Below are 16689 nucleotides of genomic sequence, written 5' to 3' on the forward strand. Positions count from 1 at the left end.
GGATGCAGATCCGGATGGATTGGATCGTCAGCTTGTCCAGCGGCTCAACGTCTTGGCGGCGACCACCCCGATGACGACGCGGAACGATCGGCCGCGCGCCCGAGCCCTCACGTCGCCCGGGCGGAAAAATCGATGCGCGGGTCGATCCAGACGTAGATCAGGTCCGAGAGCAGGTTCACCGCCAGCCCGAGCAGGGAGAAGATGTAGAGGGTCGCGAACACCACCGGGTAGTCGCGGCCGACGATCGCCCGGAACGACAGCTCGCCCAGGCCGTCGAGGGAAAAGATCGTCTCGATCAGCAGCGAGCCGGTGAAGAAGGCCGAGATGAACGCGCCCGGAAAGCCGGCGATCACGATCAGCATGGCGTTGCGGAAGACGTGGCCGTAGAGCACGCGGCGCTCGGATAGGCCCTTCATCCGGGCGGTCAGGACGTACTGCTTGCGGATCTCGTCGAGGAACGAGTTTTTGGTGAGCAGGGTCGAGGTCGCGAAGGCGCCGATCACCAGGGCGGTGAGCGGGAGCGCCAGGTGCCAGGCGTAGTCGGTGAACTTGTGCCAGGCGGAGAAGCTCTCCCAGCCCTCGCTGGTTAGGCCCCGCAGGGGGAACCATTGATAGAATGAGCCGCCCGCGAACAGGATGATCAGCATCAGCCCGAACATGAAGCCCGGGATCGCGTAGCCGATGATCACCACGAAGGACGTCCAGCGGTCGAAGCGCTCGCCGTCCTTCACGGCCTTGCGGATACCGAGCGGGATCGAGATCGCGTACGACAAGAGCGTCATCCACAGCCCCAACGAAATCGAGACCGGCAGCCGCTCCTTGATCAGCTGGATCACCGTCACGTCGCGAAAATAGCTGCGGCCGAAATCGAAGCGGACGTAGTCCCACAGCATCTTGGCGAAACGCTCCGGGGCCGGCTTGTCGAAGCCGAACTGCTGCTCCAGCTTGGCGATGAAGTCCGGGCTCAACCCCTGCGCGCCCCGATAGCGGGAGTTGCCCTCTCCGCCCCCTGCCGGACGACCGCCGCCGCCGAGGTCGCCGCCTCCGCCGGTGACCCGCGACAGGGTGCCGTCGCCCTGGCCCTTCATCTGCGACAGAACCCGCTCCACCGGGCCGCCCGGGGCGAATTGCACGATGGTGAAGGTGATCAGCATAATCCCGAACAGGGTCGGGATCATCAGGCCGATGCGGCGCAGGATGTAGCCGAGCATGGTCTCAGTCCCGCCCGATCCGCTTGGCCTTGGCGGCGTCGAACCACCAGGTACCGGGGGCGCCGAGATCGTATTTCGGCGGATTCGCCGGGCGCCCGTAGACGTCCCAAAGGGCGAGGCGGTGGGCGCCGGAATACCACATCGGCACCCAGAGACGCTGGGCCCGCAGCACGCGGTCGAGGGCTTTGCACGCGGTGCTCAGCGTGGCGCGGGACTTGGCATTCGCGATGGCCGTGAGCAGCGCGTCGACCGCCGGGTCCGCGATCCCCGACAGGTTGTTGGAGCCTTTGGTGGCCGCCGCTCGGGAGCCGTAGAGCTCGCGCAATTCCGTGCCCGGCGTAACACCACCGGAGAAGCGACGGGACGTGACGTCGAAGTCGAAATCGTTGACGCGGGCCTGATACTGCGATGGGTCTACGGTGCGGTGCGTCGCCTTCACGCCGAGCAGGCCGAGGTTGCGGATGAACGGCTGGGTCACTGCCTGGAAGACGGGATCGTCGTCCAGGAACTCGATCGCCAGGGGCTGACCGCCCGGCAGCAGCAGGCCGCCGCCCTGGCGGGTGCAGCCGGCCTCGCGCAGCAGCGCGTCGGCCCGCTTGAGCAGCGCCCGGTCCTGGCCGGACCCGTCCGAGACCGGCGGCGTCCAGGCCTCGGCGAACACCTCCGGGGGCAGGTCCTTGATCGGCTCCAGCAGGGCCAGTTCCTCTGCCGAGGGCTTGCCGGTGGCCTTGAGGTCGGAATTCTCGAAGAACGAGGCGGTGCGCGTGTAGGCGCCGTACATCAGGTTGCGGTTCGACCATTCGAAGTCGAAGCACAGGCCGATCGCCTCGCGGATGCGCGGGTCGCGGAACGGCGCGCGGCGGGTGTTGATCCACCAGCCCTGCGTCCCGCTCGGCCGCGCATCCGGCACGGTCTGTCGGATCACCCGCCCCTCGGTGGCGGCGGGAAAGTCGTAGCCGGTGGCCCAGACCCGGGCGGTGAACTCCTCGCGGAACGTGAAGGCGCCGCTCTTGAACGCCTCGAACGCCACGGTGCGATCCCGGAAATACTCGTAGCGGATCGTGTCGAAGTTGTTCTGCCCGGCCGCCACGGCGAGGTCCGCCGCCCAGTAATCCGGAACCCGGTCCAGTCCGATGGAGCGGCCGGGATCGACGGTGCCGACGCGGTAGGGGCCGGAGCCCAGCGGAGCCTCCAGGCTCGAGGCCTCGAAGTCGCGCCCGCCGTAATAGGCCGCCGAGAAGATCGGCAGCTGGACCACGAACAACGGCAGGTCCCGGGCGCGGCCCTCGGCGAAGGTGACGACGAGCGTCTCGTCGCCCTCGGCCCGGGCTTCGGTCATCGGACGGATCACCTCGGAGATCGAGGGATGACCCTTGTCGCGCAGGAGCGTGAGGCTGAAGGCGGCGTCCCGGGCGGTCAGCCGCGAGCCGTCGTGGAACCGCGCCTGCGGGCGCAGCGCGAACCGGTAGGTCAGCCCGTCCGGGCTCACCGTCACGGCGCGCGCCACCAGCCCGTAGACGGCGTCCGGCTCGTCGAGCGCGCGGACCATCAGGCTGTCGAAGGTCTGGTCCAGCCCGGCCGCACCGTCGCCGCGCAGCACGTAGATGTTGAGCGTGTTGAAGGTGTTGAGCGACTGGTTGCCGATGGTGCCGGCGAGCTGTGTCGAGAACCGGCCGCCCTTGGGGGCGATCGGGTTCACGTAGTCGAAATGCTCGAAGCCGGGGCCGTATTTCAGCTCGCCGAAGCTCGACAGGCCGTGGCGCTCCTCGCCGTCGGCCCAGGCGGGACGGATCGCGGCGAGCGCGCCGGCGCCGAGGATGAGGCCGCGCCGGCTCGGCCGCCAGGACCGGCCCGTCACCGCGGGGCTCCGGTCTTGGCCGCGCGGGTATCGTCGTACCACCAGGTCGTCGGGTAGCCGGAGCCGGCGTAGCGCGGCAGGACGGCGGGGTGGCTGAACCGGTTCCAGCGCAGGGTCCGCTGCTCGCTCGCCGACCATTGCGGCACGACGTAATCGTGGGCCAGCAGCACCCGGTCGAGCGCCTTGGTCGCGGCGATCACCCCGGCCCGGTCCTTGGCATAGATGACCTTCTCGATCAGCGCGTCGATCCCGGGATCCTTAATCCCGATCAGGTTGCGCGAGCCCGACTTGTCGGCCGCCGCCGAGCCCCAGAACTCGCGCTGCTCGTTGCCCGGCGACAGCGACTCGCCCCAGGCGTTGGTGGTGATGTCGAAGTCGAAGTCGCGGATCCGGTTCTGGTACTGCGCGGCGTCGATCACCCGCATCGTCGCATCGATGCCGATCAGCTTCAGCTGCGCCGCGAAGGGCAGGATCACCCGCTCGAACGCGTTCTGGAACTCCAGGAACTCGACGGTCAGCGCTTCGCCGGTCGTCTTGTTGACCATCTTGCCGCCGCGCAACTCGTAGCCGGCTTCGCGCAACAGCCCCACGGCCTCACGCAGGTTCTTCCGCACGGCCTCCGGGTTCTCGTTGACCGGGTTGGCAAAGGACGCGGTGAAGACCGAAGCCGGGATCTTGTCCTTGACGCTCTCCAGGATCTCTCTCTCCTGCCCCTCGGGCAGGCCCGAGGACGCTAGTTCCGAGCCGAAGAAGTAGGAGTTGATCCGCTTGTAGAGGCCATAGAACAGGTTCTTGTTCATCTCCTCGAAGTTGAGTGCCAGGTTGAACGCCCGGCGGACCCGGGGATCCTTGAACTTGTCCCGTCGCGTGTTGAACGCGAAGGCCTGCATGATGCCCATGCCGCGTTCCGGGAACGCCTCCTTGATCAGGCGCCCTTCCTTGACGGCCGGGAAATCGTCGTAGGCGGTCGCCCAATTGCGGGCGATGTTCTCGGCTCGGAAGTCGTAGAGGTCGCCCTTCAGGGCCTCGACCAGAACGGTACCGTCGCGAAAGTACTCGTGGCGCTCGGTGTCGAAATTGTACCGCCCGACATTCACCGGCAGGTCCTTGCCCCAGTAATCCGGCACGCGGGCGTAGGTGACGCTGCGGCCCGGCTCGAACTTGGCGAGCCGATAGGGGCCGGAGCCGAGCGGCGGCTCCAGGGTGGTCTCGGTCGGGCTGCGCGGCTTGCCGTTGGCGTCCTTGCCCGTCCACCAGTGCTTGGGCAGCACCCGCAACTGGCCGATCACCTGCGGCAATTCGCGATTGCCCGTCTCGGTGAACGTGAAGGTCACCTCGTGCGGCCCGGTCGCCTCGGCCTTGGCGACCGTCTGATAATAGGCGGCGTAGAATGGGCTGTTGGCCTTCAGCACGCCGTAGGACCAGACCACGTCCTCGGGGGTAATCGGCTGGCCGTCATGCCAGCGGGCGTCGTCGCGCAGGCGGTACGAGACCGATCCGAGATCGGGGGCGACCCGGACCGCCTCGGCCAGCAGGCCGTAGGACGTGAACGGCTCGTCCGAGGATTCGGTCATCAGCGTATCGTAGATCTGCAGCACGCCGCCTTCGAGGTCGCCCTTCAGGCCCGAGACGATCATGTTGAAGTTGTCGAACCCGCCCTGCATGCCGAGGCGCACCATGCCGCCCTTGGGCGCGGCCGGGTCGGCGTAGTCGAAATGCTTGAAGCCGGGGCCGTATTTGGGCTCACCCATCAGCGTGATCGCGTGGGTCCACTGGCCGGTAGCAGCCGGGATCGCCGCCTCCGTGGCGGCCGCGCTCGCCGCCGGTTCCTGCGCGCGGGCGGGGGCGAACTGGAGACAGGCGATGCAGAGCGTGGCGGCAAGGAGGCGTCCAGTCACGGGCAGGCTATCTCCATGTCATCGCACCAGGCGGTGCGGGAATTCGGGCTTCCGAAGGGTCTTAGGCCGGGTGCGGCCCGGGCGTCGAGGCCGCTTCTTTGCCGGTCGGTGCGCGACCGTGACGTCACCTGCGGCGTGGGGCTTCTTGAGGCGGGCCGGATCCGCGCCACGCCCTCCCCCCTCTGCGGGGGAGGGTGGCCCGCGAAGCGGGTCGGGAGAGGGGAGCAACGTTTCTGGAAAGGGCGCAACGGTTGCTTCATCCTGAACCGTCGCGCTGCCCCTCTCCCGACCCCTGCTGACGCAGGGCCCACCCTCCCCCGCAGAGGGGGGAGGGAAAGCGTCGCGGTTGGGGAGGCGGTGGCGAGACGCCGAGTCACAAAAACTTAAACCGCACGCCCGCGGCGGCCCTCGACCAGCCACATCGCGAGCACGGCGGCGGCGAGCGCTGCGAGGGCGGCGAGGCCCAGCGCCAGCGGGTAGACCTCGACACCGCGGATGTTGGCGCTGTCGCTCGGGCGGAAGCCGATCCAGTCTCCGCCGGCCAGGCGGCCGCTGCGCACGGTGGCGAGCCGCGGCACCTGGGTGGTGCCGCCGGCATCCGCGACCCGGCGGATCGAGCCGCCGGAGCCTTCGGCCACCGCCTTCAGCCGCTCGGTATCGCTGAACACGTCGGCGAGCTCGCGCGGGTTCGCCGGGCCGACGCTGACGAAGGCCACGAGGTTGCCCGAGCGCAGGGTGTGCAGCCCCAGGGTCTCCGCGTCGAAGGTGGCGGTGAACAGGCCGGGCTCGCCGGGCTTGAGGGTCAGCGTCGTGACCTTGCCGGTCGGCCCGGTGACGGTGACCGGCTCGACCTGCTCGGCCATGGTCTGGCGCTCGACCCGCACCTCGCGGCCGCGGCCGGTGGTCTGTGCCCGGAGGGCCTCCTCTTCGAGGGCCGGCTCCTTCATCAGCCAGTGGGCGAGGCGGCGCAGCAGATCCAGATAGGGGCCGCCCTCCTGGTAGCCCCGCGCCCAGAGCCAGGCATGGTCGGACAGCAGCAGCGCGACGCGGCCCTTGTCCTCGCGCGACAGGGCGAGCAGCGGCAGCCCCTCGGCGCCGGACAGGATCGGCTGGATGCCGGGCCGGGTGCGGGCCTGGACGATGCGCAGCCAGTCTCCCCAGGCGGGCGGGTTCGCGTCGGAGCCCGGCAGATCGCGGGTGACCGGGTGGCGCTGGCCGACCTGCGTCGGGGTCGCCTTGTAGGGGCGCTCGACCACGCGCCCGTCCGGGTCGCCGGGCAGGATGCCGGCGAGCCGCGTGCGGGCCAGGCTCGCCGGCCCGGCATATTCGGGGCCGGCGGCGACGAGCAGCGCGCCGCCTTCGCGGACGTAGCGGACGATGTTGTCGAAATAGGCCTGCGGCAGCACGCTCTGGTTGGCGTAGCGGTCGAAGATGATCAGATCGAAATCCTTGATCTTCTGAACGAACAGCTCGCGGGTCGGGAACGCGATCAGGGACAATTCGGAGATCGGCGTCCCGTCCTGCTTCTCCGGCGGGCGCAGGATGGTGAAGTGCACGAGGTCAACGTTAGCGTCTGATTTCAGCAGGTTGCGCCAGGTCCGCTCACCCTGGTGCGGCTCACCGGAGACCAGCAGCACCCGGAGCTTCTCCCGGATGCCCTCGATCGGCAGAACCGCGCGGTTGTTGACCGTGGTGAGTTCGCCCGGGAGTGGCTCGACCTCGATCTCGACCACGTTCGGGCCGCCATGCTCGATCCGGGTGGTCAGAGCGAACGGCTTGTCGGTGGGTACGTCCCGCCGGCCGATCTCCTCGCCGTCGCGGCGGATCGTGACGACCGCATGGCCGGTGCCGCCGCGCTCCATCACCTCGGCGCGGATCGTGAGATCCTTGCCGACGATGCCGAAGCGCGGCGCCTCCAGAAGCTTGATCTGGCGGTCGCGCTCGTCCGGATGGCCGGTGACGAGGACGTGGAGCGGCGCCTTGATGCCGATTTGCGCCATCGAGGATGGGATGTCGTGGACCACGCCGTCGGTGAGCATCACGATGCCGGCCAGCCGCTCGGGCGGCACGTCGGCCAGCGCCTGGCCCAGCGCCGTGAACAGCTTGGTGCCGTCGTCGCCGTCCTTTGCGTCGGGCACATCGATGAAGCGGGGCTCGATGTTGGTGAGCGCGCCGAAGCGGCGCTGCAACTCGGCCCGGACCGCATCGGTCATCTGCGGCCGGTCGCCGAGCGCCTGCGATCCGGAGCGGTCGACCACGATCGCCGCGATGTCCTTCACCGGCTCGCGGTCTTCCCGCACCAGGGCGGGGTTGGCGAGGGCGGCCAGCACCAGGGCGAGCACCAGCGCGCGCAGCAGGGCGGTCCGGCCCCGCGCCACGAAGGCGAGCAGAGCCAGGACGACGACGACGAGCCCGAGGGCGGCGAGGACCGGCCACGGGAGGAGGGGGGTGAAGCTGAGGCTCAGCATGGGGCGGAGCGCTCCGGTTCCGTGATGCGGGGGCTTCTTCCATCCGCAAAGTTACGGGCTTCGCAGGTTGCAACCGCCGCCGTCGTCGTGGCGTGAGCGCGGAAAACGCAGGTTCCGTCTCCCGTACGGGAGAGGGATCGCGTCGCGGCCTGCATCAGCACCCGCGCATCGAGCTCGTGCCGCTCGTTACCCGCAGAGGGGGGAGGGCCTTCGGCGCTTCGCTGGTTGTCCAAGGAAATCACTGCCCCAGCCGCTCCAGCAGCGCGGGCACGTGGACCTGATCCGCCTTGTAGTTACCGGTGAGCGTGTAGATCACGATGTTCACGCCGCCCCGGAAGGCCATCTCGCGCTGGCGCTGGTCGCCGCCGACCACCGGGTAGAGCGGTTCGCCGCGGCGGCCCACCGCCCAGGCGGCGGCGAGGTCGTTGCCGGTGATGATGATCGGGCTGACGCCGTCGCCGGCCCGGGCCGGGCGGCGCTCGGCGCCTTCGGCGGCGGGGGCAGCGCCTCGACCCAGGTCTGGCCGGTGGCGTAGCGGCCGGGAAAGCTGTCGACCAGGTAGAACGCCTTGGTCAACACGTGGTCGAGGGGCACCGGCTCCAGCTCCGGCACCTCCAGGGTCGCCAGCATCTTGCGGAGGTAGGCTCCCTCCGGGGAGGGCGGCCCGCCCGGGCGGGCGGTGAGCGCGTCCCGGGTGTCGAACAGGACCGTGCCGCCGTTGCGCATGAACGCGTCGATCTTGCGGATCGCCGTCTCCGAGGGCTGGGGCCGCGAAGGTGCGATCGGCCAGTAGATCAGCGGGTAGAAGGCGAGCTCGTCCTTGGCCGGATCGATCCCGGCGGGCTCACCCGGCTCCAGGGCGGTGCGCGAGGCGAGCATCTGGGTCAGGCCGGACAGGCCGGTCCGGCTTGCCTCATCGACGGCGGCGTCCCCGGTGATCACGTAGGCCAGCCGGGTGACGAGGGCGGATTCGATGCCGTTCGGCCGGTTGGCCGCCGGTTCCTCGGCGCGCAGCGGCTGTGCCGGGAGGGCGGCGAACAGCACGAGGCCCGCGACGGCCAACGCCGCCGGGCGTCCGCGCAGACGGCTCGCCAAGGCGGAGCGGCGCAGGAAGCCGCCGAGCCACAGGCCCGCAAGCGTGTCGAGGGCGAGCAGCAGCAGCGCCAGGGTGAACAGGGTCGGGCGCAGGTCCAGGGTCTCGGCTCCGGCGAGGGTTCCGATCCGGGCGCCGTCGAGCGCTGCGGTGTCGAGGGGTTTCAGGCGGTCGTCGGGCTTCAGGGCGTTGACGCTGATGCCGCCGTCGGCCGGTCCGTAGAAGCCCGGCGGGTGCTCGGTGTTCCCCCGGTCGGCGTAATCGGCCGCCACCGCGGTGGCCGAAGCGGGTGGCGAGCCGAGCGCGCCGAACCCGTCCAGTGTCACCCGAGGGGCGAGCACCACGGCGGATGCGCGACTGGCTTCGCCCGCGGGGGGCGCTGCCGTGCCGGCCAAGCCGACCACGCGCCGGAGCATGTCGATGAACAGCCCCGAGAGCGGCAGGTTCGACCAGGTCGTGTCGGCGGTGACGTGGAACAGCACCAACGTGCCCTGGCCGCGCTTCTGCGCGGTGACGATCGGCGTGCCATCCTGCAGGGAGGCCCAGGTCCGGTTCGGCAGGTCGCCGTCCGGCTCGGCCAGGATCTGGCGGCGCACGCCGATATCGGCCGGCGGCGTCAGGCCCGCGAAGGGGCTCTCGGGCGGGAACGGCGCCAGGGTCTTGGGGCTGTCCCAGGAGAGGGTGCCGCCGAGCGTACGGTTTCCCCGGCGTAGGCGGACTGGCACGAGCGGGTCGTTGCCGGCCGCGAGCCGCGGGCCGGCGAAGCGCAGCAGCATGCCGCCGGCCTTCACGAAGCTCTCGACCCGGGCCGTGGTCTTCTCGTCGAGCGCGCCGACATCGGCGAGCACCAGCACCGAGACCTGGTTGTCGAGGAGCTGGTTGATCGATTCCGCCGTACCCTTGGCGCCGCGCGCCTCCTGCACGTCCGCGAAGGGTTGGAGCGCCCGGGCGAGGTAGTAGGTCGGCGCCAGAAGCGGCTGGGCCTGGTCGAGGGTGCCGCCGAACACCAGGCCGACCCGGCGGCGCTTGCCGCGCTCGTCCTGCAGCACCACGGCCCCGGCCGAGCGCTCACCGGCGATCTCCAGGCGGCTGATGCTGTTGCGCAGTTCCACCGGCATCTCGAACGTCGCCGTCGCCTCGGTGGCGTCGGCCGCGAAGGCGATGTCGCGCTCGGCGAGCGGCAAGCCCTTCTGGTCGAGCGCCCGGATCACGCCGGCGTCGCGCCCGTTCGGGGCTGCGCGCAGGGCCCGGACGGTGAGGGTGCCGCCGGTCTCCGCGGCGGTGAGGGCCAGGGCCGGAGGCCTGTCGGCGCGCAACACCGTCAGGGCGGCGCCGCTGCCGCCCACGAGGTCGGCCAAGCCCTTGGCGAAGCGCTCGTCGCTTGCCCCGGCGACGCCATCGCTGATCCAGACGAGCCCTGCGCCGCGGTTCTTCTCCAGGAACGTCCCGATGCTGGTCAGATGCGCGTCGCGGGTCGGCAGGATCGGGCGGGGCGCCAGGGCACGCAGGCGTTCCAGGGCCGCGGCCGGGGTCTTGGCCTCGAAGGCCGCGGGCGGCTCGGCCAGGCCGATCACCGCCACCGGCCGGCCGTCCCGGGCCGCACCCTCCACGGCGTCTGTGGCGACCCGCAACCGGTCGCGCCAATCGTGGGCGGCCGGAAAGCCGTTGTCGAGGAGCACGAGGAGCGCGCTGCGGCCGCCACCGGCTCCGACGCCACCAGGATTCCAGACCGGGCCTGCCACCGCGAGGATCAACGCGGCGGCGATCAGCAGGCGCAGGAGCAGCAGCCAGGGCGGTGTGCGTGCCGGCGTCTGCCGCTGCGGGATCAGGTCGGCGACGAGCTTGAGCGGCGGGAAGTCGATCCGCCGGGGCCGCGGCGGCGTCACCCGCAGCAGGAACCACAGGGCCGGCAGGCCGATCAGGGCGGCGAGCGCCAGGGGCGCCGCGAAGGTCAGACCGAGCATGGCGGCCTCACTCCGGGCCGCGCGCGGCGATCAGCGTGGCGAGCCGCAGGGCCGCCTCGCTCGCCGGGCGGTCGGTGCGGTGAAGGGTGAGTGTCCAACCCTGCTGGCGGGCGATCGCCTGCAGGGCGGCGCGATGCTCCGCGATTCGGGCGCGGTAGCGGACGCCCCAGGAATCGGCGTCGCCGATATCGAGGCTGAGCCCGCCTTCGAGGTCGTGCAGCACGGCCTGGCCCGAGAACGGGAAGGTCTCCTCGATCGGGTCCACGACCATCAGCAGGTGGCCGCGGCTGCCCCGTCCGGCCAGGGCCTGGACCGCGGTCGCGATCCGGGCGGGATCGGTGAGGAAGTCGCCGATCAGAACGACCTCGTCGAAGCGCGCCGGGCTCGCCCGGGGCGGCAGGTCCTGATTTAGGCCCGCCTTGTCGGCGACCAGCGCCTGGATCATCCGCTCGACGATGCCCCGCGATGCCGTCGCCCGGGTCAACCCCAGGAGCCCGACACGCTCGCCGCCCTCCACGAAGGCGTCGGCCAGCGCCAGCCCGAGGACCAGGGCCCGCTCGATCTTGGACGCCGAGGCCAGGTCGGACGAAAACCCCATCGACGCGGAGCGGTCCATCCACAGCCAGATGTTGTGGGCCGCCTCCCATTCCCGCTCGCGTACGTAGAGCCGGTCGTCCCGGGCCGAGCGGCGCCAGTCGACCCGCGCGGCGGCCTCACCGGTGACGAAGGGGCGGAACTGCCAGAAGCTCTCGCCCGGCCCGGCCCGGCGGCGACCATGCAGGCCGTGGGCCAGCAGGCTCGATACCCGCCGCGCCTCCAGCACGAGGCGGGGCATCCTTTCGGAGAGGGCCGTCGCGCCCTCACTCTCGCGCCGGCCGGGGCTGCGCCTGCCTGCGTCGAGGGCGTGGGTGGCGACCAAGATCAGAGTTTCTCCGCGAGCTTGCCGATCAGGCCCTCGATCGTCTCGCCGTCGGCGCGGGCGGTGTAGCTGAGCGCCATCCGGTGCTTGAGCACCGGCTCCGCCAGGGCCTTCACGTCGGCCACCGAGGGCGCGACCCGGCCCTCGATCAGGGCGCGGGCGCGGGCGGCCAGCGTCAACGCCTGGCTGGCGCGGGGGCCGGGCCCCCAGAGCAGCTTGTCCTTCACCAGCGGATCGCCTCCGTCGGGCCGGGCGGCGCGCACGAGGTCGAGGATCGCCTCCACCACGGCTTCGCCCACGGGGAGCCGGCGCACCAGGCGCTGGGCGGTGAGCAACTGGTCGGTGGACATCACAGCGTGCGGGCGCACCTCGTCGATGCCGGTGGTCTCGATCAGGATGCGGCGCTCGGCGGCGCGGTCGGGATAGCCGACATCGATCTCCAGCAGGAAGCGGTCGAGCTGCGCCTCGGGCAGCGGGTAGGTGCCCTCCTGCTCGATCGGGTTCTGGGTGGCGAGCACGTGGAACGGCCGCGGCAGGTCGTGGCGGACGCCGGCCACCGAGACGTGGCCCTCCTGCATCGCCTGGAGCAGGGCCGATTGCGTCCGCGGGCTCGCCCGGTTGATCTCGTCGGCCATCAGGAGCTGGGTGAAGACCGGCCCCTGCACGAACCGGAACGCCCTGCGGCGCTCGGCATCCTCCTCCAGGATCTCGGTGCCGAGGATGTCGGACGGCATCAGGTCCGGGGTGAACTGCACGCGCCGCGCGTCGAGGCCGAGCACAGTGCCCAGCGTCTCGACCAGCTTGGTCTTGGCGAGCCCCGGCAGGCCGACGAGCAGGCCGTGGCCGCCGGCCAGGATCGTCACAAGGGCGAGATCGACGACCTTCTCCTGGCCGAAGATCACCCCGTGGATCGCGTCCCGCGCCTGACCCACGGCGGCGAGGCAGCTCTCCGCGGTGGCCACGATGCCGTCGTCGAGGCTGGTGGCCGGGCTGATCGCCTGCGTCATGCCGTTGTCCGTCTCCTGTGCGAGGTACCCAAGGTGCCCCGCCGGTCATCCGGTCAATGTGGGGCCGTTCGCACCGGGCTGGCAAGGTCGGGATCGCCGCACGCCGATTCGCGGTGGGATCCGCGCGGCAATGCAACGTCGGGTACCAGCTTCGGGGGCGCCCCCTCCAGGAAGCCGCACACCCTTACGTTTTGCGCTGGCCGATGCCCGGGAGCGAAGTCGTTTGGTCCGCCACCGCTTCCCGGGACTGCTTGTTTAGCGCGCGGGTCAGATCTTACCTTCGAGACCCATCGTGTAATACTTGTGCACGATCTTGTCCTGGTTCTCGAGCAGCCAGTCGATCGACGGCTCGTTGGTCATGGCCTTGCGGATCGCCTCGGTCATGCCCTTGCGCTGGATCTCGAACAGCGCCTTGTGGTCCACCGTCTCGGCCTGGATCACGCCGGGGCTCAGCCAGACCGAGCAGATGATGCCGAGGTCGTTGGCCTTCTCCTTGGGGATGTAGCCGGCCCGCACGGCGTCGAGCACGCCGTTGGCGATGGCGAACTGCACCGTGCCCATCAGGATCGAGGTGTACTTGCTCTCGGTCACGCTGACCTTGGAGACGCAGAGCGTTACCGGCCGGACCATGATGTCGGTGTTGAGGAGCGCGAAGACGCGGCTGTGGCCGACCACCTGGTCGCCCGTCAGCGTCGCGATCGCGGTGCCGACGGGACCGTCCAGCTCTCCGATGATGACCTCCGGCTCGGACGCGGTGTTCGGCGGGCCGCCCGCCACGAGCGCCTCGCCGGCGCGGAGGATGATGCGTTCACTCATAAGGGTTGGCTCCAAAGGGTTGCGGCACGGGGCGGGGGCGGCCGCTGCGGCGGTGCCGGCTGGATCGACGGCGCCCCCTCTAGCACGCGCTCCGGCATCCGTCGGCCCCGCCGCGATGCCGCTGCCGTCTACGTGAACCTGCCTCGGTCCGATCTGTCCGGGCCCAACCTGCCCCGGCCCAATCTACCCCGGCCCAATCTACCCCGGCCCTTGGCTCGGGCGAGCCGGACCAGTAGGAAGGCCCGCGAGGCCGGGGCGACCGGCTGAACACCCTGATGTCTCTCGCGGATTGCGGCGTAGGCAGCACAGCGGGCCTCCCGCGTATCCGGTACTCACCATGCGCCTTCGAGATGTGTTCGTCGCCGGGCCCGCGCGGTCCCTCACGCGCCCTCTGGCCCGGCGCCTGAAGCGGCGGCGGACGAGCGAGCCCCGGCAAGCGGATCTCGTGGCGGCCGTGAAGGCCTCGGGCCTGTTCGATCCGGCCTGGTACGGGCGGCGCTATCCCGACGTGGTCGGCGAGGGGATCGACCCGCTCGTGCACTACGCGGTCCATGGCGGGCGGGAGGGGCGCTGGCCGTCGCCGTTGTTCCACGGCGACCGCTACCTCGACGCCGTCCCGGGCCTGCGCGCCGAGGGCGTGAACCCGCTGATCCACTACGTCGAGCGCGGCGCCGATGCCGGCATCGCCCCCAACCCGCTGTTCGACCCGGACTGGTACGCGCAGCGCTATCTCGGCGGCGCCGACGCCCGCGCCTGGGCGTTCTTCCACTTCCTGAAAAGCCCCGACACCGACCCGTCGCCACTGTTCGATTCCGCTTGGTACCGGTCGCGCTACCCCGATGCCCGGGAGGCGGGCGGCATCGCGCTCAGTCACTATTTCGAGACCGGGCGGAAGCAGGGCTATCTGCGCACCCCCGAGGAATTCGCCGGGCTGTCGCGGCACGTCGACCTGATCCGCCGCTCCGGGATCTTCGACGCGGAGTTCTACCGCGGGCGCTGCCCCGAGGCCGAGACCAGCGGGCTCGAGCCGCTGGAGCATTACGTGATGGCGGGCGGCTACCGCCGCTACGCCCCGCATCCCCTGTTCGACCCCGACTGGTACGCCGCCCAATCGGCGGCGGTGCGCGCCGACAGCCTCAACCCGCTGGTGCACTTCCTGGAGCACGGCGCCCGGGAGGGGCTCGATCCCGGCCCCTGGTTCGATACGCGCTGGTACACCGAAACCTATCTCGCCGACGACGCGACGGATGCCAATCCGCTTGCGCACTTCCTGGCCGACAACGGCCGGCGCACGAGCCCGTCCCCGCGCTTCGACGCGCCCTGGTACCTCGCCCGCTACCCCCGGGTCGCGGCGCTCGGGCTCAACCCCCTGGTCGACTACGTCATCACCGGGCTCGAGGCGGGGCGGCTGACCCGCCGGGTCGCCGGCACCGCCGTTCCGGAGGCCGCCGACGCCCGGCTGTCCTGCCTGAAGCGGGAGCCGCGCCGGCACGGCCGCACGGCCTTGTTCATCACCCACGCGCCGGAGGGGCGCATCCGCGGCCATGTCGAGCCCTACCTGCGGGCGTTTGCCGAGAACGGCATCGACATCGTGCTCATCATCGCGGCCGACCAGCACAAGACCGCGGTGCCGGAGGCGATCCTGAAGCTCTGCGCCTCGGCCTACCTGCGCGAAAACACCGGCTTCGATTTCGCCGCCTGGGCCCATGTCCTCCTTGAGGACGACGACCTACTCGATTCCGAGACCCTGTATCTCGCCAACGACAGCCTGGTCGGCCCCCTCGACAGCGGCGACTTCGCGGGGATGCTGGCGAAGATCGATGCCTACCCCGAGGCGGTGATCGGACTCGCCGACAACTTCTACTACAGTCACCACCTGCAAAGCTTCTTCCTGGCCCTGAAGAAGCGCTGCGTGTCCTCCTACGCGTTCAACCACTTCATCCAGTCGGTGGCAAACTGGCCGGACAAGAACACAGTCATCACCGAGTACGAGTTGACCTTCTCAGGACGGATGCGGGCCGCGGGGCTCGGCATGCGCAGCCTGTTCTCGGCCCAGAACAAGCACATGACGCTCGTCAACGACCCGCGCAACAACCGCACCCTGTTCGACTGGGAGAACATGCTGACCCAGGGCTTCCCGTTCGTGAAGCGCTCGCTCCTGGGCGAGCACGCCGCGATCGGCGGCGCGGCGGTGCGCGAGGCCATCGGCGAGCGCGGCTTCGACCTCGACCGGCTCGACCAGACCTTCACGTATCCCGGCCCCAAGATCTGGGCCGACCTGCGCAGGCCGAAGGCGCCGGAGCGGCCCTTGCGCGTCTCCTACGTCTCGCCGATGAACTACGCCAACGGGCTCGGCGTCGCGGCGCGCAGCTACGTGCGGGCGCTGCACCGGGCGCCGTTCGCCCTGAACGTGCATCCGATGGAGCGGTCGTTCCACGTCCATGCCCGGGTCGGGCCGGGCTGGCAGGCCCGGACCTTCTCGGGGGCGCCGGACGTCGCCCTGGTCCATTTCAACGGCGACAGCTGGCACTCGCTGATGAGCGAGCGGCAGCTCGACATCGCCGCGAGCGCCCGGCTCAAGATCGGGCTGTTCGTCTGGGAGACCTCGCACGTGCCCGGGGGCTGGCTGCCCACCGTGGACGGCCTCGACGCGATCTGGGCGCCCACGGAGTTCTGCGCCGCGATCTTCCGCCAGATCACCGACATCCCGGTCGATGTCGTGCCCTACGTGGTCGAGAACGAGCCCGGCGAGCCGGCGAGCGCCGCCGCCAAGGCCAACCTGCGCAAGGCGTTCTCCATCGACCCGGCCAAAAAGGTCATCCTCTACGCCTTCGACGGGTCGAGCTACCTCGCCCGCAAGAATCCGCACGCGCTGATCCGCGCGTTCCGGGCGGCGGGGCTGGCGCAATCCGCCTGGCAGCTCGTGCTCAAGACCAAGCACGTGTTCGACCTGCCCGACGAGGGCAAGAAGCTGCTCGACCTCGTCGGCAAGGCCGGGGACGTGGTGGTGATCGATCAGCCGCTGTCCCAGAACGAACTCGGCGCCCTGTTCGAGCTCTGCGCGGTCTACGCCTCGTCGCATTCCTCGGAAGGCTTCGGCCTGACGATCGCCGAGGCGATGGAGATGGGCAAGGTCGTGGTCGCCACCGATTACGGCGGCAGCCGCGACTTCCTCGACGCCACCTGCGGCTTCCCGGTGAAGGCCGAGATCGCCGCCCTGGACCAGACCTACGGGCCATATCTGCGCGGCGCCGAATGGGGGCAGGTGGACGAGGACGACCTCGCCCGCGCGCTCACCGACGCCGCCCGGGCGGTGGCGAGCGGCGATGCCGCCCGGATCGGCGCCGCCGCCCGCGCGCGGATCCGCGAGCGCCTGTCGATCGGCGCGGTGGCCGCCGCCATGGAGGCGAGCCTGTCGCGCCTTCTCAAGGCCGAACGTACCTGACGCCCGGGAG

Annotated in this window: 8 protein-coding genes and 1 pseudogene; 1 reads left to right on the forward strand and 8 read right to left on the reverse strand. The window is 70.5% G+C overall.

Features of this window, described 5'->3' with window-relative positions; all coding sequences use genetic code 11:
- Positions 1 to 107 precede the first annotated feature (107 nt).
- From FVA80_RS27635 to FVA80_RS27675, 8 genes and pseudogenes are all read right to left on the reverse strand, one after another.
- Positions 108 to 1211, reverse strand: coding sequence for a microcin C ABC transporter permease YejB (locus FVA80_RS27635; protein ID WP_147906372.1), 1104 nt, complete (start codon positions 1209 to 1211; stop codon positions 108 to 110).
- 4 nt (positions 1212 to 1215) lie between these two features.
- Positions 1216 to 3069, reverse strand: a complete 1854-nt coding sequence (locus tag FVA80_RS27640; RefSeq protein ID WP_147906373.1) for an extracellular solute-binding protein — start codon at positions 3067 to 3069, stop codon at positions 1216 to 1218.
- Positions 3066 to 4934 carry an extracellular solute-binding protein gene (locus tag FVA80_RS27645; RefSeq protein WP_246692473.1) on the reverse strand — a complete coding sequence of 623 codons (1869 nt, stop codon included), beginning with the start codon at positions 4932 to 4934 and terminating at the stop codon, positions 3066 to 3068. Before FVA80_RS27645 ends, FVA80_RS27640 begins: the two co-directional genes overlap by 4 nt.
- A 416-nt stretch (positions 4935 to 5350) precedes the next feature.
- Positions 5351 to 7435, reverse strand: a complete 2085-nt coding sequence (locus FVA80_RS27655; RefSeq protein WP_147906375.1) for a hypothetical protein — start codon at positions 7433 to 7435, stop codon at positions 5351 to 5353.
- Positions 7436 to 7673: 238 nt separating this feature from the next.
- A pseudogene (locus FVA80_RS27660) lies at positions 7674 to 10492 on the reverse strand (DUF4159 domain-containing protein).
- 7 nt (positions 10493 to 10499) lie between these two features.
- On the reverse strand, positions 10500 to 11411 hold the full coding sequence (locus tag FVA80_RS27665; RefSeq protein ID WP_147906377.1) for a DUF58 domain-containing protein: 912 nt from the start codon (positions 11409 to 11411) through the stop codon (positions 10500 to 10502).
- 2 nt (positions 11412 to 11413) lie between these two features.
- Positions 11414 to 12418: a MoxR family ATPase gene (locus FVA80_RS27670; RefSeq protein WP_147906378.1), complete on the reverse strand. Its 1005-nt coding sequence runs from the start codon at positions 12416 to 12418 to the stop codon at positions 11414 to 11416.
- A gap of 267 nt (positions 12419 to 12685) precedes the next feature.
- Positions 12686 to 13234: a formaldehyde-activating enzyme gene (locus FVA80_RS27675; RefSeq protein ID WP_058192649.1), complete on the reverse strand. Its 549-nt coding sequence runs from the start codon at positions 13232 to 13234 to the stop codon at positions 12686 to 12688.
- A 337-nt stretch (positions 13235 to 13571) separates the two neighbouring features.
- Here FVA80_RS27675 and FVA80_RS27680 point away from each other — a divergent pair, with 337 nt between their 5' ends.
- Positions 13572 to 16679, forward strand: a complete 3108-nt coding sequence (locus FVA80_RS27680; RefSeq protein WP_147906379.1) for a rhamnan synthesis F family protein — start codon at positions 13572 to 13574, stop codon at positions 16677 to 16679.
- The last annotated feature ends 10 nt before the right edge of the window (positions 16680 to 16689 follow it).

The organism is Methylobacterium sp. WL1, assembly GCF_008000895.1.
Taxonomy (GTDB): Bacteria; Pseudomonadota; Alphaproteobacteria; order Rhizobiales; family Beijerinckiaceae; genus Methylobacterium.